Source organism: Pseudomonas sp. QC2, from assembly GCF_002859085.1.
Classification (GTDB): Bacteria; Pseudomonadota; Gammaproteobacteria; order Pseudomonadales; family Pseudomonadaceae; genus Aquipseudomonas; species Aquipseudomonas petroselini.
In genome coordinates this window covers 238,276-258,834 of the sequence record NZ_PKKS01000004.1, presented here as the reverse complement: position 1 = coordinate 258,834, position 20,559 = coordinate 238,276, and the positions used below count along the sequence as shown (strand labels likewise).

22 protein-coding genes and 1 pseudogene are annotated in these 20,559 nt (G+C 60.6%); 13 read left to right on the top strand and 10 right to left on the bottom strand.

Features of this window, described 5'->3' with window-relative positions:
• The first annotated feature begins 37 nt into the window (after nucleotides 1-37).
• The 9 genes from QCBJ_RS05060 (at nucleotide 38) to QCBJ_RS05020 (ending at nucleotide 6,594) form a co-directional block, all read left to right on the top strand.
• Complete coding sequence (locus tag QCBJ_RS05060; protein WP_015886106.1) at nucleotides 38-700, top strand: riboflavin synthase; 663 nt, start codon at nucleotides 38-40, stop codon at nucleotides 698-700.
• Between the two features lie 15 nt (nucleotides 701-715).
• Nucleotides 716-1,807 (top strand): bifunctional 3,4-dihydroxy-2-butanone-4-phosphate synthase/GTP cyclohydrolase II, encoded by a 1,092-nt coding sequence (gene ribBA, locus QCBJ_RS05055; protein ID WP_015886105.1) that lies wholly within the window; start codon nucleotides 716-718, stop codon nucleotides 1,805-1,807.
• Nucleotides 1,808-1,897: 90 nt separating this feature from the next.
• Nucleotides 1,898-2,374 (top strand): 6,7-dimethyl-8-ribityllumazine synthase, encoded by a 477-nt coding sequence (gene ribE, locus QCBJ_RS05050; protein ID WP_003176356.1) that lies wholly within the window; start codon nucleotides 1,898-1,900, stop codon nucleotides 2,372-2,374.
• A complete protein-coding gene (nusB, locus tag QCBJ_RS05045) occupies nucleotides 2,371-2,871 on the top strand; it encodes a transcription antitermination factor NusB (protein ID WP_093544197.1) in 501 nt (166 codons plus the stop codon). The genes ribE and nusB overlap by 4 nt, the downstream gene beginning before the upstream one ends.
• Before the next feature lie 18 nt (nucleotides 2,872-2,889).
• Entirely contained in the window at nucleotides 2,890-3,855 is a 966-nt protein-coding gene (gene thiL, locus QCBJ_RS05040; protein WP_015886103.1) for a thiamine-phosphate kinase, read from the top strand.
• A gap of 62 nt (nucleotides 3,856-3,917) precedes the next feature.
• Nucleotides 3,918-4,646, top strand: a complete 729-nt coding sequence (locus tag QCBJ_RS05035) for a transporter substrate-binding domain-containing protein (RefSeq protein WP_102060252.1) — start codon at nucleotides 3,918-3,920, stop codon at nucleotides 4,644-4,646.
• Nucleotides 4,647-4,775: 129 nt separating this feature from the next.
• The gene (gene ribA, locus QCBJ_RS05030; protein WP_046035696.1) at nucleotides 4,776-5,393 is read left to right on the top strand and encodes a GTP cyclohydrolase II; all 618 of its coding nucleotides are present in this window, start codon (nucleotides 4,776-4,778) and stop codon (nucleotides 5,391-5,393) included.
• Nucleotides 5,390-5,809 (top strand): nuclear FMR1 interacting 1 family protein, encoded by a 420-nt coding sequence (locus QCBJ_RS05025; protein WP_015886100.1) that lies wholly within the window; start codon nucleotides 5,390-5,392, stop codon nucleotides 5,807-5,809. The genes ribA and QCBJ_RS05025 overlap by 4 nt, the downstream gene beginning before the upstream one ends.
• Nucleotides 5,806-6,594 carry a cobalamin-binding protein gene (locus tag QCBJ_RS05020; RefSeq protein WP_015886099.1) on the top strand — a complete coding sequence of 263 codons (789 nt, stop codon included), beginning with the start codon at nucleotides 5,806-5,808 and terminating at the stop codon, nucleotides 6,592-6,594. Before QCBJ_RS05025 ends, QCBJ_RS05020 begins: the two co-directional genes overlap by 4 nt.
• Nucleotides 6,595-6,613: 19 nt before the next feature.
• Here QCBJ_RS05020 and QCBJ_RS05015 read toward each other — a convergent pair whose 3' ends face one another.
• From QCBJ_RS05015 to QCBJ_RS04985, 7 genes and pseudogenes are all read right to left on the bottom strand, one after another.
• Complete coding sequence (locus QCBJ_RS05015; RefSeq protein WP_102060251.1) at nucleotides 6,614-8,509, bottom strand: TonB-dependent receptor domain-containing protein; 1,896 nt, start codon at nucleotides 8,507-8,509, stop codon at nucleotides 6,614-6,616.
• 77 nt (nucleotides 8,510-8,586) lie between these two features.
• A complete protein-coding gene (gene dxs / locus QCBJ_RS05010) occupies nucleotides 8,587-10,485 on the bottom strand; it encodes a 1-deoxy-D-xylulose-5-phosphate synthase (RefSeq protein ID WP_102060250.1) in 1,899 nt (632 codons plus the stop codon).
• A 110-nt stretch (nucleotides 10,486-10,595) separates the two neighbouring features.
• Complete coding sequence (gene ispA, locus QCBJ_RS05005; protein WP_046035700.1) at nucleotides 10,596-11,483, bottom strand: (2E,6E)-farnesyl diphosphate synthase; 888 nt, start codon at nucleotides 11,481-11,483, stop codon at nucleotides 10,596-10,598.
• Nucleotides 11,480-11,722: an exodeoxyribonuclease VII small subunit gene (locus QCBJ_RS05000; protein ID WP_003176346.1), complete on the bottom strand. Its 243-nt coding sequence runs from the start codon at nucleotides 11,720-11,722 to the stop codon at nucleotides 11,480-11,482. Before QCBJ_RS05000 ends, ispA begins: the two co-directional genes overlap by 4 nt.
• Nucleotides 11,723-11,797: 75 nt before the next feature.
• A pseudogene (locus tag QCBJ_RS04995) lies at nucleotides 11,798-12,937 on the bottom strand (Fic family protein).
• Nucleotides 12,938-13,026: 89 nt separating this feature from the next.
• Nucleotides 13,027-13,407, bottom strand: coding sequence for a MerR family transcriptional regulator (locus QCBJ_RS04990; RefSeq protein ID WP_015886094.1), 381 nt, complete (start codon nucleotides 13,405-13,407; stop codon nucleotides 13,027-13,029).
• On the bottom strand, nucleotides 13,346-13,990 hold the full coding sequence (locus QCBJ_RS04985; RefSeq protein ID WP_102060249.1) for an NAD(P)H-dependent oxidoreductase: 645 nt from the start codon (nucleotides 13,988-13,990) through the stop codon (nucleotides 13,346-13,348). Before QCBJ_RS04985 ends, QCBJ_RS04990 begins: the two co-directional genes overlap by 62 nt.
• Nucleotides 13,991-14,201: 211 nt before the next feature.
• Here QCBJ_RS04985 and QCBJ_RS04980 point away from each other — a divergent pair, with 211 nt between their 5' ends.
• A complete protein-coding gene (locus QCBJ_RS04980) occupies nucleotides 14,202-14,990 on the top strand; it encodes a PDDEXK nuclease domain-containing protein (protein WP_102060248.1) in 789 nt (262 codons plus the stop codon).
• 185 nt (nucleotides 14,991-15,175) lie between these two features.
• A complete protein-coding gene (locus QCBJ_RS04975; protein ID WP_163825761.1) occupies nucleotides 15,176-16,489 on the top strand; it encodes a sensor histidine kinase in 1,314 nt (437 codons plus the stop codon).
• Between the two features lie 52 nt (nucleotides 16,490-16,541).
• On the opposite strand, the gene ycaC is transcribed toward QCBJ_RS04975, so the two are convergent.
• Complete coding sequence (ycaC, locus tag QCBJ_RS04970; RefSeq protein WP_102060246.1) at nucleotides 16,542-17,174, bottom strand: isochorismate family cysteine hydrolase YcaC; 633 nt, start codon at nucleotides 17,172-17,174, stop codon at nucleotides 16,542-16,544.
• Nucleotides 17,175-17,625: 451 nt separating this feature from the next.
• Between ycaC and QCBJ_RS04965 the strand changes: the two genes are divergently transcribed.
• Nucleotides 17,626-17,862, top strand: a complete 237-nt coding sequence (locus tag QCBJ_RS04965) for a DUF6124 family protein (RefSeq protein WP_043205969.1) — start codon at nucleotides 17,626-17,628, stop codon at nucleotides 17,860-17,862.
• A gap of 56 nt (nucleotides 17,863-17,918) precedes the next feature.
• Here the strand turns inward: QCBJ_RS04965 and fic are convergent, their stop codons facing one another.
• The gene (gene fic, locus QCBJ_RS04960) at nucleotides 17,919-19,040 is read right to left on the bottom strand and encodes a protein adenylyltransferase Fic (protein WP_102060245.1); all 1,122 of its coding nucleotides are present in this window, start codon (nucleotides 19,038-19,040) and stop codon (nucleotides 17,919-17,921) included.
• Nucleotides 19,041-19,133: 93 nt separating this feature from the next.
• Here fic and QCBJ_RS04955 point away from each other — a divergent pair, with 93 nt between their 5' ends.
• Entirely contained in the window at nucleotides 19,134-19,370 is a 237-nt protein-coding gene (locus tag QCBJ_RS04955; protein WP_102060244.1) for a hypothetical protein, read from the top strand.
• A gap of 227 nt (nucleotides 19,371-19,597) precedes the next feature.
• Here the strand turns inward: QCBJ_RS04955 and QCBJ_RS04945 are convergent, their stop codons facing one another.
• Nucleotides 19,598-20,374 (bottom strand): S24 family peptidase, encoded by a 777-nt coding sequence (locus QCBJ_RS04945; protein WP_015886088.1) that lies wholly within the window; start codon nucleotides 20,372-20,374, stop codon nucleotides 19,598-19,600.
• Nucleotides 20,375-20,559: the final 185 nt, after the last annotated feature.

Here is a 20,559-nt window from a genome sequence, read left to right as displayed (position 1 = left end):
CGCTTGAGCGTCAGCCCCTCGTTTTCAGGAGAACGAAATGTTCACCGGCATTATCGAATCCATCGGCAGCATCCGTGCAATGACCCCCAAAGGCGGCGACGTGCGCCTGCTGGTTGAAACCGGCAAGCTCGACCTCGGCGACGTCAAACTGGGCGACAGCATTGCGGTCAGCGGCGTGTGCCTGACCGTCATCGAACTGCCGGGCAACGGTTTTGCCGCCGACGTCAGCCGGGAAACCCTGGACTGCACCGCGATGAACGATCTCAAGGCCGGCAGCCCGGTCAACTTGGAAAAAGCCCTGACCCCGACCACCCGCCTGGGCGGTCACCTGGTCAGCGGCCACGTCGACGGCGTCGGCGAAGTGGTCGCCCGCAGCGAAAATGCGCGGGCCGTGGAATTTCGTATCCGCGCGCCCAAAGAGCTGGCCAAATACATCGCCCACAAAGGCTCGATCACTGTCGATGGCACCAGCCTGACCGTGAACGCCGTGAACGGCGCCGAATTCGAACTGACCATCATTCCCCACACCCTCAGCGAAACGATCATGGCCTCGTACCAGCCGGGTCGCCGGGTGAACCTGGAAGTCGACTTGCTTGCCCGTTACCTGGAGCGCCTGTTGATGGGCGATAAGGCCGCAGAGCCAACATCCGGGAACATCACCGAAAGTTTTCTGGCCGCTAATGGCTACCTGAAATCCTGACCAAGGGGGTGCCCTGTGGCGCTCAATAGTATCGAAGAACTGGTTGAAGACATCCGCCAAGGCAAGATGGTCATCCTGATGGATGACGAAGACCGCGAGAACGAAGGCGACATCATCATGGCCGCCGAGGCCTGCCAGGCTGAGCACATCAACTTCATGGCCAAGCATGCCCGTGGGCTGATCTGCATGCCCATGAGCCGCGAGCGTTGCGAGTTGCTCAAGCTGCCATTGATGGCGCCGCGCAATGGGTCGGGTTTTGGTACCAAGTTCACCGTGTCGATTGAAGCGACTACCGGCGTGACCACCGGTATTTCTGCCGCTGACCGCGCGCGCACGGTGCAAGCCGCCGCCGCCAAAGACGCCAAGGCCGAAGACATCGTCAGCCCAGGCCACATTTTCCCGCTGATGGCCCAACCGGGCGGCACCCTGGCCCGCGCCGGCCACACCGAAGCCGCCTGCGACCTGGCACGCATGGCCGGTTTCGAGCCAAGCGGCGTGATCTGCGAAGTGATGAACGACGACGGCACCATGGCTCGCCGTGCCGAACTTGAAGCCTTTGCCGCCGAACACAACATCAAGGTGGGCACCATTGCCGACCTGATTCACTACCGGATGATCCACGAACGTACCGTTCAGCGGATTGCCGAGCAGCCACTCGACAGCGAACTGGGCCAATTCAATTTGGTTACCTACCGTGATTCAGTGGAAGGCGACGTGCACATGGCCCTCACCCTGGGCACCATTTGCGCCGAAGAGCCGACCCTGGTGCGCGTGCACAACATGGACCCGCTGCGTGACCTGCTGATGGTCAAGCAGCCGGGCCGCTGGAGCCTGCGCGCCGCGATGTCCGCGGTGTCCGAGGCGGGCAGCGGTGTGGTGCTGCTGCTCGGCAACCCGGTGGACGGCGACGTCTTGCTGGCGCATATCCGCGAAACGGCTGACCACGCGCCGGTGAAAAAGCCGACCACCTACAGCATCGTCGGTGCCGGTTCGCAGATCCTGCGGGACCTGGGCGTGCGCAAAATGCGCCTGATGAGCGCACCGATGAAATTTAATGCGATATCCGGTTTCGACTTGGAAGTAGTAGAATACGTGCCCTCCGAATAAAGGCTGGCGGTTTTCGCCCTTTGTTCGCGGTTCAAATATCACTAAGGGACGCGTCATACACGCGTCCCGGCTCTTTAAGAGATTTGTCGAATGACCCTGAAGACCATCGAAGGTACCTTCATCGCCCCCAAAGGCCGCTACGCCCTGGTGGTCGGCCGCTTCAACAGCTTCGTGGTTGAAAGCCTGGTAAGCGGTGCCGTGGACGCCCTGGTTCGCCACGGTGTGAGCGAGAGCGACATCACCATCATCCGTGCCCCTGGCGCCTTCGAAATTCCACTGGTTGCGCAAAAAGTTGCCCAGCAGGGTGAATACGCGGCGATCATCGCCCTGGGCGCGGTCATTCGTGGCGGTACCCCGCACTTCGAATACGTGGCCGGCGAATGCACCAAGGGCCTGGCCCAGGTGTCCATGGAGTTCGGCGTACCGGTCGCTTTCGGCGTACTGACCGTTGATTCCATCGAGCAAGCCATCGAGCGCTCCGGCACCAAGGCTGGTAACAAAGGCGCTGAAGCTGCCCTGTCCGCGCTGGAAATGGTCAGCCTGCTGTCGCAGTTGGAGGCCAAGTGATTTCCGACGAGAGCGACAACTTCAACCCGCGTGACCCACGCCCAGCCGATGCCGGCAAGCCATCCAAGAACGAGAAGCGTCGCGCTGCTCGGCAGTTGGCGACCCAGGCGCTGTATCAGCGTCAGATGGCGGGCGCTTCGTTGAACGAAATCGAGGCACAGTTTCGCGTCGACAACGATTTCACCTTCGCCGACCTGCCGTACTTCCACGACATCCTGCACGGTGTGCATGCCCACCTGACCGAGATCGATGCAGCCCTGGCGCCATGCCTGGACCTGACCATCGACGAGCTGGACCCGGTTGAGCTGTGCGTGATGCGCCTGTCCGCCTGGGAGCTGCTGTATCGCGTTGACGTGCCGTACCGCGTGGTGATCAACGAAGGTATCGAACTGGCGAAAGTCTACGGTTCGACCGACGGCCACAAGTTCGTCAACGGCGTGCTCGACAAGCTGGCACCACGCCTGCGTGAAGCCGAAGTGAAGGCGTACAAGCGCTGAATCGCGCTTGAAACCTGAATGGGCGAGTTTGAGCTGATCCGCAACTACTTCGCCGCCGCGCCTTGTGCGCAAGGCGGCGAGGGGATTGCCCTGGGGATCGGCGATGACTGCGCCTTGCTGGCGCTCCCCACTGGGGAGCAGTTGGCAATCTCCACCGATACACTGGTGGCCGGGGTGCATTTTGCCGACCCCTGCGACCCCTTCCTGCTCGGCCAGCGCTCGTTGGCCGTGGCGGTGAGTGACCTGGCCGCCATGGGCGCCCATCCCCTCGCGTTTACCCTTGCCCTTACCACACCGACGGTCGATGCCGATTGGCTGCAACGCTATGCCCAAGGGTTGAATGCCATGGCGCAACGTTGCGGCGTGGGGTTAGTGGGCGGCGATACCACGCGTGGCCCCCTGAGCCTGACCTTGACCGTGTTGGGTCGTGTGCCGGCCGGGCAAGCCTTGACCCGCAGCGGCGCGCGACCGGGCGACCTGCTGTGTGTCGGCGGCGAACTGGGCAACGCCGCCGGCGCCTTGCCGCTGGTATTGGGCCAGCGCAGCGCCGATGCGGCGATCGCCGATCCGTTACTGGCTCATTACTGGTCGCCGCAACCGCAGTTGGCTCTGGGGCTGGCGCTGCGCGGCAAGGCCACGTCGGCGATGGATATTTCCGATGGGCTCCTGGCCGATTGCGGGCATATCGCCACGGCATCACAGGTCAGCCTGTTGATTGAGCGCCAGCGTTTGCCGTTGTCCACGGCGCTGCTGGCGTTCGTCGGTGATGACGAAGCGCGGGTGGCGGCCCTGAGCGGGGGGGACGACTACGTGCTGGCGTTCACCCTGCCGCCCGCCGAACTGGCACCACTGCTGGCCGATGGGTTGCCGATCCATGTGATCGGCCGGGTCGAGCCGGGGCAGGGCGTAACCCTACTCGACGCAGACGGGCAGGACATCACCCCAGCCATTCGTGGCTATCAACACTTTCGCGAGGCGCCGTAACCGGGCGACCTGCGCTACCCTATAGCCTCATACGGATGCAAAACCTGTAGGAGGTCATCATTATGGATGTGCGCCGCTGGCTGAGTGTTCTGCTGTGTTGCGTCGCCCCCTTGGCGCAGGCACAGGAGGCCGCGGTGGCTCCCGGTAAAGTGTCGCTGGCCAGTGAGGCCTGGGATGACTACACCAATGCCGATGGCAGCGGCCTGGCCTGGGACTTATTGCGACAGGTATTTGAGCCCGCTGGGTTCAAGCTGCAAACCCGCTCTGTGCCCTACACCCGCTCGGTTGGCCTGGCCCAGCGCGGTGAGGTGGATGGCTGGGTCGGTTCCTATCCGGGCGAAGTCAAAGGCGTGGTGTACCCGCATTGGCGCTACGATTCCGACCACATTTATGCGCTGGGGCTGGCGACCACGCCCACGCCGACCCTGACCACGCTGGCCAACTACCGCCTGGCGTGGGTGCGCGGCTACAAGTTCGAGGCGTACTTGCCGAATGTACAGCGTTTCAACCAGATCGAACGCCGCGATGGCATCCTGCCGATGCTCCAGCACGGCAGAGCGGACTTTTATATCGACTCCCTCACCGAGTCCAAATTCGTACTCAGCCAGGCGAAAGACCCCACACAGTTTAAGCTCACCCCTGTCGTTGAGTTGCCGCTCTACGTCGGGTTTACCGACAGCGAGCGAGGGCGGGTGTTGGCGGGCGTGTTCGACCAGCGTATGGACGCGTTAGTAAAAAGCGGCGAGCTGAGACCGATTTTCGAGCGCTGGCACCAGGCCTATCCCTTCTAACCTGCATAGAACCAGGACGAAGGCCAATCGAACCGATTGATCTTTATCAGCGATAATTCAGCTTAAGCGTCTGTAGGAACCTGCTGTTACAATGGCCGCCTTTGTAAAAACTGAAATCAGGAGCACACGGTGCCCGTCGTTTTCGTCGCTGCTTCCAAGCTGCCTACCCCTTTTGCCACGTTCACCATGAACGGCTTTCTCGAAGAAGCCACCGGGCGCGAGCACGTTGTGCTTAGCCTGGGCGATATCGCTGATGGCGCGCCGGTACTGGGCCGGGTGCACTCCGAATGCCTGACCGGCGATGCGCTGTTCAGCCAGCGTTGCGACTGCGGTTCGCAACTGGAAGCAGCCATGCGGGCCATCGCCCGTGAAGGCCGGGGCGTGCTGTTGTACTTGCGCCAGGAAGGCCGTGGCATTGGCCTGATGAACAAGATCCGCGCCTATGAGCTGCAAGATGGCGGTGCCGATACCGTCGAGGCCAACGAGCGCCTGGGCTTTGCCGCCGACCAGCGTGACTACGCGATCTGCCTGCCGATGCTGGAGCACCTGGGCGTCAACTCCCTGCGCCTGATGACCAACAACCCGCGCAAGGTCAAAGCCTTGACCGAGATGGGCATCACGGTCGCCGAGCGCGTGCCGCTGCACACCGGACACAATCCGCACAACAAACTCTACCTGGCCACCAAGGCCAGCAAGCTCGACCACATGATGGGTAACGAGCACCAGGGCGAGGTCGACCGCGCGTGACCCGTGGCCAGGTGAAACGGCGGCTATCCTTCAATTGGTGGCAGTACCTGGCCCTGGCGTTGCTCCCATTGTTTGTGATCAACCTGGTGTTTGGCCAAGCCGAGTCCCTGCTACCCGTGCTGGCCATGCCCTTCTTTATCGCCGGCGTGGCCTCGATGTTCCTCAGCCTGCGTTATTTCAACGGCTATAAACATGCGTTGATCGCCACCTCCAAAGCCCTCGATACTCCCGAAGAACCCGCTGCCTGGATCACCCTGGCGGCCCGTCGGCGCACGGCGTTGCTGATCGCTGCCGTGCCGGCCTGGATCGGTGCGTTGTCGGTGTTCGTCGGCCTGGAAGCGGTGCCGCTGTTCCTGCTGGCGCTGTCGACCGTGGTGCTGTTCTACCTCTATCGCATTCCCCGTCAACTGGGATGAGGTGTCACTGGCTGGCGGTGGTGCTGCTGGCATTCAGTGCCCAGGCGCTGGCGATCGAACGGGTCGTGAGCCTGGCGCCGTCGCTTTCTGAAATCGTGGTCGAACTGGGCGCCGCCGATCTGTTGGTGGGCGTGCTGGACGGCGGCGAGCGCCCGGCGGCGTTGGCGCAAGTGCCGTCGGTGGGGCATTACGGCCAGTTGGACATGGAGCGCCTGCTCAGCCTCAAGCCCGACCTGATCCTGCTCTGGCCCGGCAGTGTCGGCCCCGCCCAGCGTGAGCAGTTGCAGCGCCTGAATATCCCGGTGTACGTCGCCGAACCTCATAGCCTTGAACAACTCACCACTCAGGTCCAGGCCATCGCCGAGCAATTGGATCGCCCTGAGGCCGGACGGCAACTGGCCGCGCAATTGCGCCAACGCCTGGCCGAACTGCGCCAGCGCTATCAGCGTGCCGAGCCGCTGCGGGTGTTTTACCAAGTCTGGAATCAGCCGCTGTACACCGTGGGCGGTGGGCAGATCATCAGCGATGCGCTGACGGTGTGCGGTGCACGCAATGTGTTCGATGACCTCAAGCTGCCTGCGCCGCAGGTCAATATCGAGTCGGTGCTGCAGCGTAATCCCGAGATGATCCTGGTGGGTGATCAGGCTCAGCAGGAGGCCTGGAAGGTTTGGCCGACGATGGCGGCGCGGGTGCGGTTAGTGCCGGACAAAGGCCTGGAGAGGCCCAGTGGGCAGATGTTGGAGGCGGTGGGGCGGTTGTGTCAGGTGATTGCGCCGAACCTGTGATACCGCCGCCGCAGGCACCTCAGATCTCAGGCGTCCACGTCACCCCAAACATCCACACCCGACCCTCTTCGCGATAATCCTGATTGTTTAAAAAGCCCGGGTCGTTATAGCTGTAACGCGCCCGCGCATAGGACCTGTCCAGCAGGTTATCGACCTTCAACGACAGCGCCACTTGCCGATTCAACGCCCAACTGCTGCGCAACCCAAGCAAGGCATAGCCGCCCAGGCGGTGAGTGTTGTCTTCATCGTCATAGCTGCTGCTGATGGCCTGCCAGCTGGCGCCCAGCCCCAGCGTGTCGAATTGCCGATCCAGATCCAGGTTCAACGTCCGCCGCGCCCGGCGGGCCAACGTGTGGCCGCTGTCGCGGTCGCGTGGGTCGATGAGCGACAACCCAAGGTTGCCTTGCCAGCCAAACAGCTCCTGCTTGAGTGCGGCCTCAAAGCCGTTGATACGCGCCGACGCCACGTTCTGCGGCTTGCCGGAGCGGTCGAGGATGATCGCATCGCTCAAGTCGGTGCGGTACAGCGAGGCTTCAAGGCGCGTGCTGTCGCTCAGTTGACTGCGCCATTGCAACTCGTAGCTCTTGGAGGTTTCGGGCTGCAGGTCGGGGTTGCTGTACTGCGTGTCGGGGTAGTACAGGTCGTTGAAGGTCGGCGCGCGGAAGCCTTCGCTGTAGGTCAGCAGCAGGTCGTTGTCCGGGTTGACCGGCACTGTCACGGTGCCGCTCCAGCTGTTCTGCCCGCCGAACTGCTGGTTTTGGTCGCGCCGTAGCCCCAGTTCGGTGGAAAACCACTCGCCATGGAAGCGATGCTGTACGAAGGCGGCGCGGTTCCAGCGACTGTTTTCGGTGAAGGTGGTGGAGCCGTGGATGCGATCTTCGTACCAGTCGCCGCCAAGTATCAGGCTGTTCTGGTCATTCAGCGTCAGGTCGTTCTGCCAGTTGACCGAATCGCGGTAGGTGTTGAACACGCTGAAGTCATCGCTGAGGGTGTCGCGCTTGGTATCGCGGTTCTCGCTATGGCCCAGCTCCAGGCGCGATTGCCAGTGCTCGTTGAGCGTGGCATCGACATAGCCGCTGGCGCTGCTCACGGCGTAGTCGGTGTAGGGCTTTTGCCCAACTGTTTGCCCGGTGGCGAGGTCGTAGCGGCCGAAGCTGTTGTCGTATTCCGATTTGCCACGGTTATCCAACAGGTTGAAACCCGCCTCCAGCGCATCGCTGAAGGAATGGCTGAGGTTCAGGCTGAGGGACTGGTTGCGGTAGGCATCATGGTCGCCATCGCTGGGGAATGAGGTGTGCGTCGAGTTGATCCCGGCGGTGTCATCCAGGCTCGCCCCCAGGTTGAAACGCGTTTGTTCGTCGCCGCCGGAGAGGCCGAGGCTGCGCTCCCAGGTCTGATGGCTGCCAAACCCGAGTTTCAAGCGCGGCTGTACGCCTGGCTCGGCGTTGCGCCGGGTAAACACCTGGATCACCCCGCCAATCGCATCGCTGCCATAGATCACCGAGCGTGAGCCGCGCAGCACTTCCACCCGTTCGATCTGGTCGACATTGAGGTATTGCAGGCCGCTGTCGCCGGAGGTGGTATTGGCGATGCGCTGGCCGTCCACCAGCACCAGGCTTTGCGCGGATTTGGTGCCACGCATATAAATCCCCGGCAGGCTGCCACGGCCACCGCTGGGCGCGACTTGTACACCGGGCACGCGGCTGAGGAGGTCGGTGAGGCGGGTAGGCTGCAGGCGGTCGATGTCGTCGCGGGTGAACACCGTGTTGGCGGCGCTGCTGTCGTTGCGGGCCTGCACCTGGCGGTTGGCGCTGATGACGACGTTGGGGAGTTTCAGCGTGTCGTCGCGGGTGTCGGCCAGCAGGTCCGGGGCGCAGAGAAGCAGCAAGGGCAGAGCAAGGCGAAGGCGATTCATCGGCTGTCCGTAGCTTCAGACGTGATACATAAACCATGTGGGAGAGGGCAAGCCCCTCCCACCTGTTGAGCCGGTTTCTACAGCGCCAGCAGTGTCATGCGTTCGCGTACTGAGGTTTCAATGCCCGCTTCATCCAACCCACACTCCGCCAGCATCTGCGCCGGCTTGGCGTGTTCGACATACACATCCGGCAAGCCCAGGTGCAGCACGGACTTGAGGATATTCTCCCGCGCCAGGAACTCGCTGACCGCCGCACCCGCGCCGCCCATGATGGCGTTTTCTTCGACGGTCACCAGCAGTTCATGGCTGCCGGCGATCTCGCGCACCAAGGCCTCATCCAGGGGTTTGACGAAGCGCATGTCGACCACGGTGGCGTCGATCTTCTCGGCCACCTTCAGTGCTTCGGCCAATTGCACGCCGAACACCAGGAACGCGGTCTTGCTGCCTTGGCGACGCACGATGCCCTTGCCGATCTCGATAGGCTCCAGGTCCTTCTCGATCACGGCATTCGGGCCATTGCCACGCGGGTAGCGCACGGCGGCGGGGCCGTTGTACAAGTGGCCGGTGCTGAGCATCTTGCGCAGTTCGTTCTCGTCGCTCGGCGTCATCACCAGCATGCCGGGGATGCAGCGCAGGTAGGACAGGTCGAAGCTGCCGGCGTGAGTCGGGCCGTCTTCGCCCACCAGGCCGGCGCGGTCGATGGCGAACAGTACGTCGAGGTTCTGCACCGCGACGTCATGCACCAACTGGTCGTAACCGCGTTGCAGGAACGTCGAGTAGATCGCCACCACCGGCTTGGCGCCTTCACAGGCCATGCCGGCGGCGAAGGTCACCGCGTGCTGCTCGGCAATCGCGACGTCGAAGTAGCGCAGCGGGAAACGCTCGCTGAACGCCACCAGGTCGGAGCCTTCCTTCATCGCCGGGGTAATGCCTACCAGGCGTGGGTCGGCAGCGGCCATGTCACACAGCCATTCGCCGAACACACCGGAATACTTCGGCCCGCTGGCCTTTTTCGGCGCAGCGGCGGGAGCGTTCAGTGGGTCGAGCTTGGTGATTGCGTGGTAACCAATCGGGTCGACCTCCGCCGGGGCGAAGCCTTTGCCTTTTTTGGTGACGATATGCAGGAATTGCGGGCCCTTGAGGTCACGCATGTTGCGCAGCGTGGCGATCAGGGTGGGCAAGTCATGGCCGTCGATCGGGCCGATGTAGTTCCAACCCAACTCTTCGAACAGGGTGCCCGGGACCAGCATGCCCTTGGCATATTCTTCGGTGCGCCGGGCAATTTCCCATGCACCTGGCAGACGCGAGAGCACCTTCTTACTGCCTTCACGCATGCTTGCATACGTGCGGCTGGAGAGGATTTTTGCCAGGTAATTGGACAGGCCGCCGACATTACGCGAGATCGACATGTCGTTGTCGTTGAGGATCACCAGCATGTTGGCGTCCACTTCCGGCGCATGGTTCAGCGCTTCGAAGGCCATGCCGGCGGTCAGCGCGCCGTCACCAATCACGGCAATCGCCTTGCGATCGCTGCCCTGCAGGCGGGCGGCAATCGCCATGCCCAGCGCTGCACTGATGGAGGTGCTGGAGTGGCCGACGCCAAAGGTGTCGTATTCGCTCTCGGCGCGGCGCGGGAAGGCGGCAATGCCGTCCTTCTGGCGCAGGGTGCCCATTTGCTCGCGGCGGCCCGTGAGGATTTTGTGCGGATACGCCTGATGGCCCACGTCCCACACCAGCCGGTCATCCGGGGTGTCGAACACGTAATGCAGGGCGATGGTTAGCTCGATGACGCCCAGGCCGGCACCAAAATGCCCACCGGTCTGGCCGACCGTGTAGAGCAATTCCAGGCGCAACTCATCGGCCAGGGTTTCCAGCTCGGCTTCACCCAGTCGACGCAGGCCGACCGGCGTGACAGCACGGTCAAGCAGGGGCGTGGACGGGCGCTTGCGGGGAATCTCTTGAAACGTCGTGGGCATCAGGCGAATCGTTATAGGTATAGAAGAGGCGGCAGTTTACCTCAAGCATCGCAAACTGCCCACGCAGAGCGCCGAACTTGGCCGATATGCGGCCGTAAAGGCCACGCGTGTCAGTGGCGGCGTTCGACGATATACCGCGCCAGGTCACGCAGTGGCTCGGCCGCCGCGTCGAATGGTCGCAGGGCGTCCAGGGCCTGGTCACGCAGCTCCAAGGCATAGGCTTTGGCCGCAGCAAGCCCGAGCAGCGCAGGGTAAGTCGGTTTGTCCCGTGCGATATCGGCGCCCTGGCGTTTGCCCAGGGTTGCGGTGTCACTTTCTACGTCAAGAATGTCGTCCTGCACCTGGAACGCCAGGCCGATGGCCAGCGCGTAGGTCTTCAGCGCCGCCAATTGAGGCGCTTCAGCACGCCCGCTGGCCAGCGCGCCCAAGTGCACGGCGGCTTCGATCAAGGCGCCGGTCTTGTGGCGGTGCATGTGTTCGAGGGCTTGCTGGTCCAGCTTGAGGCTGACCGAACCCATGTCGATCGCCTGCCCGCCCACCATGCCTGCCGGGCCCGCAGCGTGTGCGAGTGCGGTCACCATGCGCAGGCGGAGCTCGGCATTGACGCTGCTCAGCGCCGGGTCCAGCAACGCGCTGAACGCCAGGCTCTGCAAACCGTCACCGGCCAGGATCGCATACGCTTCATCGAAGGCTTTGTGGGTGGTGGGTTGGCCGCGCCGCAAATCGTCGTCGTCCATCGCCGGCAAATCGTCATGCACCAGGGAGTAGGCGTGAATCAGCTCGACCGCGCAGGCCGCGCCGTTCGCCTGTTCGGCCGGCGCACCGAGTGCTTCACAGGCCGCATACGCCAGCAACGGGCGCACACGCTTGCCGCCATTCATCACGCTGTAGCGCATGGCCTCATAGAGGCGCTTCATTTCCGGGCTTGGCGCAACAAACAAGGGTTCCAATGCCGCATTGACCCGGGCTTGGCTACTGGCCTGATACGCGTCGATCATTCGGGCTGTTCCGCATCGAAAGGTTCTTCGGCCAACTCCCCGTCACGTTCCAGCAGTACTTGCACCTTCTGCTCCGCCTGCGCGAGCGCGCTCTGGCAGTCACGGGTCAGGCCGATGCCTTGCTCAAACGCGGTCAACGAGTCTTCCAGCGACAACTCACCGTTCTCCAGACGCTCGACCAAGGTTTGCAGGTCGGCGAGGGATTGTTCGAAATCGAGTGCAACTTTTTTGCGGGCCATGGCGGCTATTCCGGTAGACGGTAAACCGGCGCGACACTAGCAGACATGGGGATTCTGGGCAAATGAGTGGGGGTGTCACCTGTTCGCTGTATTGACTTGATACCGCGTGCTGCGGCCGCCTCCGGGGAGTCGGACCAGGCAGTTCTTTTCCAGCAAATCAGCCAGATGACGCGTCGCCGTGGCCTTGGACACCTTTGCCACTGCTTGGTACTGCGCCGCGCTGATACCGTGCTCAGAACCCTTTTCACCGCCATCGAGCAGGCGGTTGAGCACCTTGATCTGTTCGGCAGACAACGCGAGGTCGCGGTGCTGCTGCCAGAACCGGCTTTTGTCCGATACCCGGTCAATCCGCACCATGGCTTGCTGCAGGCTGCGCAGCAGGGTCTTGAGGAACCATTCCAGCCAGTCGGTAATATCCAGCGTGGCTTTTTGGCTGGACTCCAACGCTTTGTAATAGCCTGCGCGGTCCTCAAGAATGCGGGCCGACATGGCGTAAAAGCGGATGGCCTGGTGTTCGCCCTGGGCCAACGCCAAGTCGGTGATGGTGCGTGTCAGTCGACCATTACCGTCATCGAAAGGGTGTAGCGTGACAAACCAGAAATGCGCCACGCCGGCGCGGACCAGCGGGTCCAGTTCCGGTTGATTCCGGCTGGTTTCGAACCACTCGAGGAAGTCTTCCAGCGCTTGCTCCAGGCCTTTGCGCGGCGGTGCCTCGAACTGCACCATCGGCCGATCAAGCCGCCCCGACACCACCTGCATCGGCTCATCGCCACGCAATGCTCCAACATTCAGTGCACGTGCGGCATAACCCGCTTCCGGTGCTGGAAACAGCCAATGATGCCAATTCAAAAGACGGGCGAGGGTAAAGGGCTGGGCGTATTGCTCGGTGGCGTCCATCATAAGATCGGCCAAGCCTTCACTGCGACGGCTGACGCTGGCGTCCTTCAACGGCTCCAGGCCCAGGCGCCGTGCCAGTGATGAGCGCACCGAGCCCACATTCAACTGTTCCCCCTCGATGGCCGAAGAGGTCAGGATGTTTTGCAGCAACGCATCCAGCTTGTTGTGCGCGTTAACCGCCTGGCTGACGGTGCCGAGCATGCCCAGCAGCTTGCCTTGCGCTTGCCCGCACTCACGTAGCAAGGCCGCCAAGCGTCCTGGTTGTCAATGGAAGTGCGGCCAGTCGGGGTGTTGCCAGATCCAGAACGGGTGGTCCATGGGAGGTACCTGGTTGCGTGAGCCGAATAAAAACGTTATTCGGCTCATGTAGTGAGCCGATTGTGCCTCCTATTCGGCTCATCTTCCACTCAGGCAGATGTTGTGGCCGGTTGAGCGCAGCGGCCTTCTGCATCCTTTAGCTGGGCTTCGAACGCAAGCAATCCTGCCTGCGTCTTTTGCAGTGCTGCAATCTGAGTGGCCAATTCGTGTTTCTTCTCGGCGATTGCCTGATCCGCCCGCTCCCAGGGCAATACATCGCCTACGTGGCCTGCAAGAATCTCCTGCAACTCCTTGAGCTTGAACCCCAATTGCTGCGCGCACTTGATAAACATCAGCAGCTCAACGCTTTGCTCCGAATACACCCGGTATTGACCCTGGCGCTGCGGCGGCGGCAACAGGCCGATCGCCTCATAGTGACGAATCGCCTTGATGGTGGTGCCCGCCAACTGCGCGGCTTTGCCGATGTACATGAAAACTCCCTTTTTCAAATAGTCCGCCGGCCTGCTTCAGCCACTTCGCCCGCTGCGCCGGTGTAGACCCCAGTATCGGCCCGAACATCAAGGTCTTGATTGGCTTGATGCCGCAAAACGCCAGCGTAGTCGCACGCATCTGGTGAATGCCCGGCATGCGATAGACCCAGCGGTAATACCACGGGGGCGTGTCCAGGGTCACTAACAAGTGCGCGGTGCGTCCTTGCAACAGTTTGTCAGGGAATGCCTTGCCCGCTCGGTATTTGAAGGCAAAACCGGGTAGGAAGATGCGGTCGAGGAAACCCTTCATCAACGCCGGGATACCGCCCCACCAGATCGGAAAAACAAATACCAGATGAGTCGCCCAGAGGATGTCGGACTGGGCGCTGAGCAAATCGGGCTCCAAGGCTTGAATGTCGCTGTAGCCGTTGTGAAGCACCGGGTCGAAAACGAGTTCACCCAGGCGTAGCACACGTACCTCATGGCCGGCGTTTTTCGCCGATTGGGTGTAGGTGTCTGCGAGGGCCGAACAGAAACTGGTGCTAGAGGGGTGGCCGAGGATGAGCAGGGTGCGATGAGCCACGGAGAGTGTCCTGGAAAAAAAGAGGCTCAGGGTAGGGGCTGCCGTATAGGGGAGAGTCAAGATTTGACGCCGAGAGGGGACGATTTTTAATCGCCAGTAGGACGATTCCGAGTCCTTCGCAAGCGCCTTCCTGATGCGGGCTCCAGCGCTTGTGAGAGCAAAATCCCCTGGCTAGGCTTCCTCCCGTTGCTAATACGAGAGTGAGCCAGGCATGAAAGAGCGATCGATTGGCGTGACCACGGCCCCCGAGGGTTACCACGATTGGCTGGTCGATCTCAAAAGTCGCATTCATACCGCTCAGCAGCGCGCTACGCTGGCGGTAAACCGCGAGTTGGTGCTGCTTTACTGGCAGATCGGCAACGATATCCTGACCCGCCAGGCGAAGCAGGGCTGGGGCGCCAAGGTCATTGAGCGCCTTGCGCAGGATCTGCGGGCCGCCTTCCCGGAGATGAGGGGGTTTTCACCGCGTAATCTCAAGTACATGCGCGCTTTTGCGGAGGCTTGGCCAGATGTGGAGTTTGTGCAACAAGCTGCTGCACAATTGCCCTGGGGGCATAATTTAGTCCTGCTGGACAAACTCCCCGGTCCCGAAACCCGCCGCTGGTATACCTCCCAGGCAATCAAGCACAACTGGTCGCGCAATGTGCTGGTCATCCAGATTGAGGCCCGCCTGCTGGAGCGCAGCGGCAATGGCGTGAGCAATTTTGAGAGCCATCTGCCCAAGCCTCAATCCGATCTGGCGCGCGAGTCCCTCAAAGATCCTTATCGCTTTGATTTTCTCAGCCTGACTGCGGATGCGCATGAGCGTGATATCGAGAGCGCCTTGATCAAGCACGTCACCGATTTTCTGTTGGAGCTGGGTGCGGGCTTTGCCTTTGTGTCGTTGCCGGCAGAACTGCAAACCAGCCTGCCTACTATTGAACAGATCGAGCGTGAGTTGGCCGGTGACGGTGCTCCCGTTCAAGAGAAAGAGTCACCCATCCAGGCTGGGAACGAATAATCGCTCAGTGCTTCTAAGCAACGGCTTCATTCACACCGTTTACCGCCGGAGCGCCCAAAAAACACAACCAACCCTCGAAGGCTGCCTGACTGAGACACGGAAATAAGGTTCTCTTCATTTACCTTGCTGCGCCGTGCTTCGCCGAGCATCATTCTTTTCCCTGGACCCGACCGCGACGTATGCAGATGCCTCATCTTCCTGCCCCGCTCCCCGCCAACGAGCAGGAGCGCCTCTGGTCCCTGGAATCTCTGGGCATCCTAGACAGCGCGCCTGAACCTGGTTTTGATGACATTGTGTTGCTGGCAACCAACCTGTGCGACGTACCGATTGCGTTGGTATCGCTGGTGGACAAGGAGCGCCAGTGGTTTAAGGCTTGTATAGGCCTCGACGTTCGTGAGACGCACCGCGACCTGGCGTTTTGCGCGCACGCCATCCTGTCTCCCGATGAGGTGCTGGTGGTCGAGGACGCCGCCCTGGACGCGCGTTTCGAACACAGCGCGCTGGTGTTGGGGCCGCCGTATATCCGCTTTTACGCGGGCGCACCGATTCGCGATGATCGTGGTTTTGCACTGGGCACGGTCTGTGTCATCGATACCCGGGCCCGCACGCTGACGGTCGCGCAACACAATGCCTTGTTGGCGCTGGCCCGGCAAACCGCCTCGTTGCTGCAACTGCGTCTGCTCAGTGAACAGCGGGAATTGCGTGCCCGGCACCTCGAACACGAACTTGCTCAAGCGCAGGCGCTGGGGCGCCAGGCCGAACAGTTCATGCACCATGCCAAGCGGGTTTCGTCGCTTGGCATGGTGGCGGCCAGCATCGCCCACGACTTCAACAACCTCCTGCAAGCGTTGAGTGCCAGCTTGCAGATGGTGCGATTGCGCGCGCGCCGCCCGGACGACGTCGAGCGCTTCAGCGATGCCGGCCTGCAAGCGGTGGATCAAGGCCGTTTGCTGGTCAATCACCTGCTGACCAGCGTGCGTCACGACAGCCCCAACTTGATGTGCATCGACGTCAATGAGCGCCTTGAAAGCATGCGTGACGTGTTGCTGCGGACGGTTTCGGACGGGGTCGAGCTCTCCCTCGACCTGGCAGCTGCCGGCACCGGTGTGTTGTGCGAAGAGGCACAATTGAGCGCCGCGGTGATCAACCTGCTGGCCAACGCCCGCGATGCCCTGGGCGGCAATGGCCGCGTGCACATCCGCTCACGGCTGGTCAGCGTCGAGCAGGACGAAGCGCTGGCTGCGGGTAATTACCTGCTGCTCAGCATCGCCGACAACGGCCCCGGTATGCACGAGGAACTGGCTGCCCAGGTCTTCGAGCCGTTCTTCACCACCAAATGCGCGGGCAAAGGCACCGGCCTTGGGTTGTCCCAGGTATTGGAGTTCGCCCAACGCGCGGGAGGCACGGTCAAAGTGCAAACCGCCCCAGGCGCCGGCACCACGATGAACCTCTATCTGCGGGCCCTTGGCCGTATCGACACCCACCTGCCCGTCGGCTGAAACGCCGAAAGCCTGCTTTTAAGGGCAGGCTTTCGGTATGCAGCGGTTTACGTCAGTCCTTGCGCGCTGTCAGCGCAGAGTAACCATTCATCAAGTTACGATAGTTGGGAATACGTTGCGACAACAGATTCCCCAGGCCTTCGATATCGTTGCGCCAGTCGCCCTGCAACTCACACGCTACCGAAAACCAGTTCATCAACTGCGCACCGGCTTGCATCATCCGGCTCCACGCCGCCTGCTGCACCGTGGTGTTGAAGGTGCCCGACGCGTCGGTCACCACAAACACCTCAAACCCCTCCGCCAGCGCCGACAATGTCGGGAACGCTACGCACACATCCGTGACCACACCGGCAATGATGATCTGCTTACGGCCGGTGGCCTTGATCGCCTTGACGAAGTCTTCGTTGTCCCACGCATTGATCTGACCAGGGCGCGCGATGTACGGCGCATCCGGGAACATCTCTTTCAGCTCCGGTACCAGCGGGCCGTTGGGGCCTTGCTCGAAGCTAGTGGTGAGGATCGTCGGCAGGTTGAAAAACTTGGCCAGGTCGGCCAGGGCGAGCACGTTGTTCTTGAACTCGTTGGGCGAGAAGTCCTGGACCAGGGAGATCAGGCCGGTTTGGTGGTCGACCAGCAGAACGATGGCGTCGTCTTTGTTCAAGCGGTTGTAGGTTGCAGTGCTCATGGTTGAATCCTTTTTGTTTAAGTAGGGAAGGGCGTTGCGTTCAACATGGGCATAGATTAATGGGTGGGTGGCGAGGGATAAATCGGGTGAAATAGGTAATACAGTCAACTCATAGGAGACAATGCTTGCATGGCCAGCAGTACCGATCCCTTTCATTTGCAGGACGTTTCCTAGAGAATCCCAGCCGCTTGCGCCAGCAAAATCCCGCGACTAGGCTGCGGTTTGTCACTGCCTATTCAGTGATCGGGTTTAGTCGCCCGGACTTCGCTAGGCGCACGCGCCATCTAAAAGACAGGTGTTTTCTTACCTGCACTTTATGGTGGCTGTGCGCAGGGCACCTTCGGGTGCGCCGGTGCCTAGCGGCCGGTCGACTAACCTGCGTACAGCCGCCACCTCTGCTCGTTTAGTCGCGAAAGGACGGTGGTAATCACCTACCGCTAGAGGTTTTGTTATGGATAAGTTTTTTTCAGATTCGCCGTCATCGGCAGCGACCAACCCATTTACCGTCAATGAAGAGCTGAGCTTCGAGGATGCCTGGGTGCGTGTAGCGGAGTTGCTGCAGTGTGCGGTGGCTACGTCGCAGGTGCTTGGGCAACCGCTGGCTGCGCCGCAGAGGGCAGTGATGCATTTGGTGGAGATGGCGAAGATGGTGGCGGATCGGGCTGTGGAGTGTATGCAGCCTAAGTAAGACAACTTCGCCTGTTCAGCCTTCAACGTTCAGGCGATTCAATCTTTAAGTACAGCTCAGGCGTATAGCCTGAAGTCGTTGCTGTCGCGAATCAGTAGCTGCATCAGCTTGTGATGAATGAAGAGCTTTTCCTTGCCGATCTGAACCTCTTCTAAAACGCCAATAAAGACCAATTCTTTGAGGTAGCGAGAGGCGGCCTGGCGTTGAGCGATCTGCTTGTCGACGACGTTGCTGATGCGGCAGTAGGGCTGTTCAAAAATCACATCCACTAATTCGCGGGAATAGGTTTTTGGCAGGCGCTCACGGACAAACTGGCTGGTGTGCTCGGATAGGCTGCGAATGGCAGCAATTTTGGCGGTGGTCCATCGAGCGGTTTCTTCCACGGCGGTGAGCATGTACAGCAGCCAGGGCTCCCAGGCTTGTTCGCGCGTGACATCAAGTAGTAGTCGGTAGTAATCGGCTCTATGCGCAATGATGAAATGACTCAGGTAGAGAATCGGCAGATTCAACAGTCCTTCCTGAATCAAATAAAGGGTATTGAGCACCCGCCCAGTACGGCCATTGCCGTCGGTGAACGGGTGAATGGCTTCGAACTGGTAGTGCCCCACCGCCATTCGTACCAGAGGATCGAGGTCGGTCTCGTTGTGTAGAAAACATTCCCAGTTGGCTAGCAAGTCGCGTAAGCGATCTTCACCCTCTGGGGGGGTATAGATGATTTCGCCGGTACGATCATTGGCCAATTGGACGCCAGGGACTCGGCGGATGTCCATGTTAACGCCCTTGAGCGTACGACAGATCTCTACGGCCGTACCGGTGGATAGTGGTCGCTCAGCCAACGATTGGTAGCCGTTATGCAGAGCTTTGCGGTAACGCAACGCCTCTTTGGTCGCTGGGTCTGCATGGTTGGCGCCATCCTGAGCGTGCTGGAAGAGCAAGTCCGTAGTGGTGACGATGCTTTCGATCTCAGAACTGTCCTTGGCCTCCAGCAACGGGATGGTGTTTATCAGCATCGTTTTGTTAGGGATCAGCTCGGCCGCTTGTTTCAATTCGGCCAAGGCTGCACGGGCTTCAATGCAGCGTTTGAGTACTGCCCGGGTTTCCAGCTCAGTTGTCGGCGGCAATGGCGGAAGCTGGTTGTAGGGTTTATCGGCCTGCCAAGGAAAATGGGATTGAGTCATCGGGGCGTGCGCTCACTAGGTCGTCCAATTAACGGCTAGGCCGCTCTCGTGAGCGCCTTTCTCATGTCGTCAGTGTAAGCATGTGAGCAAAACGTGTCGCTGTTTTTGTATTTTTGCGACATGTTTCCTGCTCGTGTCGCTGGTAACGACATGTTGAATATCGACCAGCCTGCAACCGACACCCAGGGTATGAACCAAGCTGCGGTTACACTGATTCAGTTGGATCTCAACGCTAAGTTTGTCCAGTGGATCAGCCTTGAGTGGTGTGGGCATCCAATTCGATGCCGGCTTGGCTTGCCAGGCGGTCGTGGTAGTGAGTTGCTCAACTAACTAATAATAAATATTGCAGGCATTAAAAAGCCGGCTTGTGGCCGGCTTCTCGGGGACTGCTTCAGCTTGTTTTTGACAAGCCTCACCAGCCTTCAAATCGCTCAGCCCACATCGCGTCTGGCTGAATAGTAGGGGCATCCGCGGGAACTCCTCCGCTTCGCCGAGCAGGGTGGATAGCGTCAAGCCACCCCCTGCCAAATGTGCGGCGCATGATACCCACATTCATTTCAAATGCCCACCTCCGGATCCGATTTAGAGCCTTCCCAGCCGATTAAATGCTCATCCAGCGGCACGGGCGGGCGACGGTTGTTCAGTGTGGACCACCAGAATACCCAGCCCAGGATCTCGACGTTCTGCTCAAAACGTTGCTCATGAGTCAGGTACTCGTCGGGATGCTCGCCAGCATTGTGGCTGCGCATGCGCAAGCCGCCACCGGGTCGGTTGTAGAGGTATTTGATGCGCAGCATGCCGTCGTGCTCTACCGCGTAAATCTCGCCGTCGATGATTTGGGTGCGGCCTCGGTCGATGGCGAGGGTGGCGCCTTGTTGGATGATGTCGATCATGCTGTTGTCGACCATGTAGGCGCCCAAGGCGCGGTCGGGGTTTACGGTGAGGGTCTGGAGGGTGTGCAGGGAGACGCGGATGCGCTCAGTTGAGGTGAATGAAGGGTGGAGGTCGATCTCCACGTCGATTTTTTCCGGGAGACAGGCGGGGCCTGTGAGGTATTTGCCGCTTCCTTCGCGGGTGGTGGGCAGTCCTTTTCGGGTGTCCGGGCCTTCCAGCAGGAAGTTGGCCGGTGGGTGTTTGGGGCCTTCGCCGGTGCGCAGCCAACGGCTGGAGATGCACAGCAGTTCTGCGATCTCGTTGAGTCGACCCATGGGTACACCGCGCTTGAACCAGTTGTTCACGTGTTGAGGCGTGACACCACGGTTTTTGGCGAAGTCGGAGGCGGAAAGATGAACTTCCCGCAGTAGCGCTTTTAAACGATCACCTGATGTATTCATAAACGCAGAGTTTACTGGCCGGGAATACAGATCAAATAAACCATGCGTTGAGTTGCGGTTGTAGGTCTTTGCTTAGTTGTAGCTTGATACTTCGGATTTTGAATGAAGTTAAACAGTGTTTATGAAACATTGAACTTGTCGTTTAGCGTTTCCCACAAAAAAGCCCCGAATGATCGGGGCTTTTT

Coding starts and splice junctions, on each gene's coding strand:
- QCBJ_RS04990 (WP_015886094.1), bottom strand. CDS start 13,407: ATGTACATCGGCAAAGCCGCGCAGTTGGCGGGCACCACCATCAAGGCG.
- QCBJ_RS04945 (WP_015886088.1), bottom strand. CDS start 20,374: ATGAATACATCAGGTGATCGTTTAAAAGCGCTACTGCGGGAAGTTCAT.
- ycaC (WP_102060246.1), bottom strand. CDS start 17,174: ATGAGCACTGCAACCTACAACCGCTTGAACAAAGACGACGCCATCGTT.
- ispA (WP_046035700.1), bottom strand. CDS start 11,483: ATGATCGACGCGTATCAGGCCAGTAGCCAAGCCCGGGTCAATGCGGCA.
- dxs (WP_102060250.1), bottom strand. CDS start 10,485: ATGCCCACGACGTTTCAAGAGATTCCCCGCAAGCGCCCGTCCACGCCC.
- QCBJ_RS04980 (WP_102060248.1), top strand. CDS start 14,202: ATGAAAGAGCGATCGATTGGCGTGACCACGGCCCCCGAGGGTTACCAC.
- thiL (WP_015886103.1), top strand. CDS start 2,890: ATGGGCGAGTTTGAGCTGATCCGCAACTACTTCGCCGCCGCGCCTTGT.
- QCBJ_RS05015 (WP_102060251.1), bottom strand. CDS start 8,509: ATGAATCGCCTTCGCCTTGCTCTGCCCTTGCTGCTTCTCTGCGCCCCG.
- QCBJ_RS05000 (WP_003176346.1), bottom strand. CDS start 11,722: ATGGCCCGCAAAAAAGTTGCACTCGATTTCGAACAATCCCTCGCCGAC.
- QCBJ_RS05035 (WP_102060252.1), top strand. CDS start 3,918: ATGGATGTGCGCCGCTGGCTGAGTGTTCTGCTGTGTTGCGTCGCCCCC.
- QCBJ_RS05060 (WP_015886106.1), top strand. CDS start 38: ATGTTCACCGGCATTATCGAATCCATCGGCAGCATCCGTGCAATGACC.
- fic (WP_102060245.1), bottom strand. CDS start 19,040: ATGACTCAATCCCATTTTCCTTGGCAGGCCGATAAACCCTACAACCAG.
- QCBJ_RS05020 (WP_015886099.1), top strand. CDS start 5,806: ATGAGGTGTCACTGGCTGGCGGTGGTGCTGCTGGCATTCAGTGCCCAG.
- QCBJ_RS04965 (WP_043205969.1), top strand. CDS start 17,626: ATGGATAAGTTTTTTTCAGATTCGCCGTCATCGGCAGCGACCAACCCA.
- QCBJ_RS04975 (WP_163825761.1), top strand. CDS start 15,176: ATGCCTCATCTTCCTGCCCCGCTCCCCGCCAACGAGCAGGAGCGCCTC.
- ribE (WP_003176356.1), top strand. CDS start 1,898: ATGACCCTGAAGACCATCGAAGGTACCTTCATCGCCCCCAAAGGCCGC.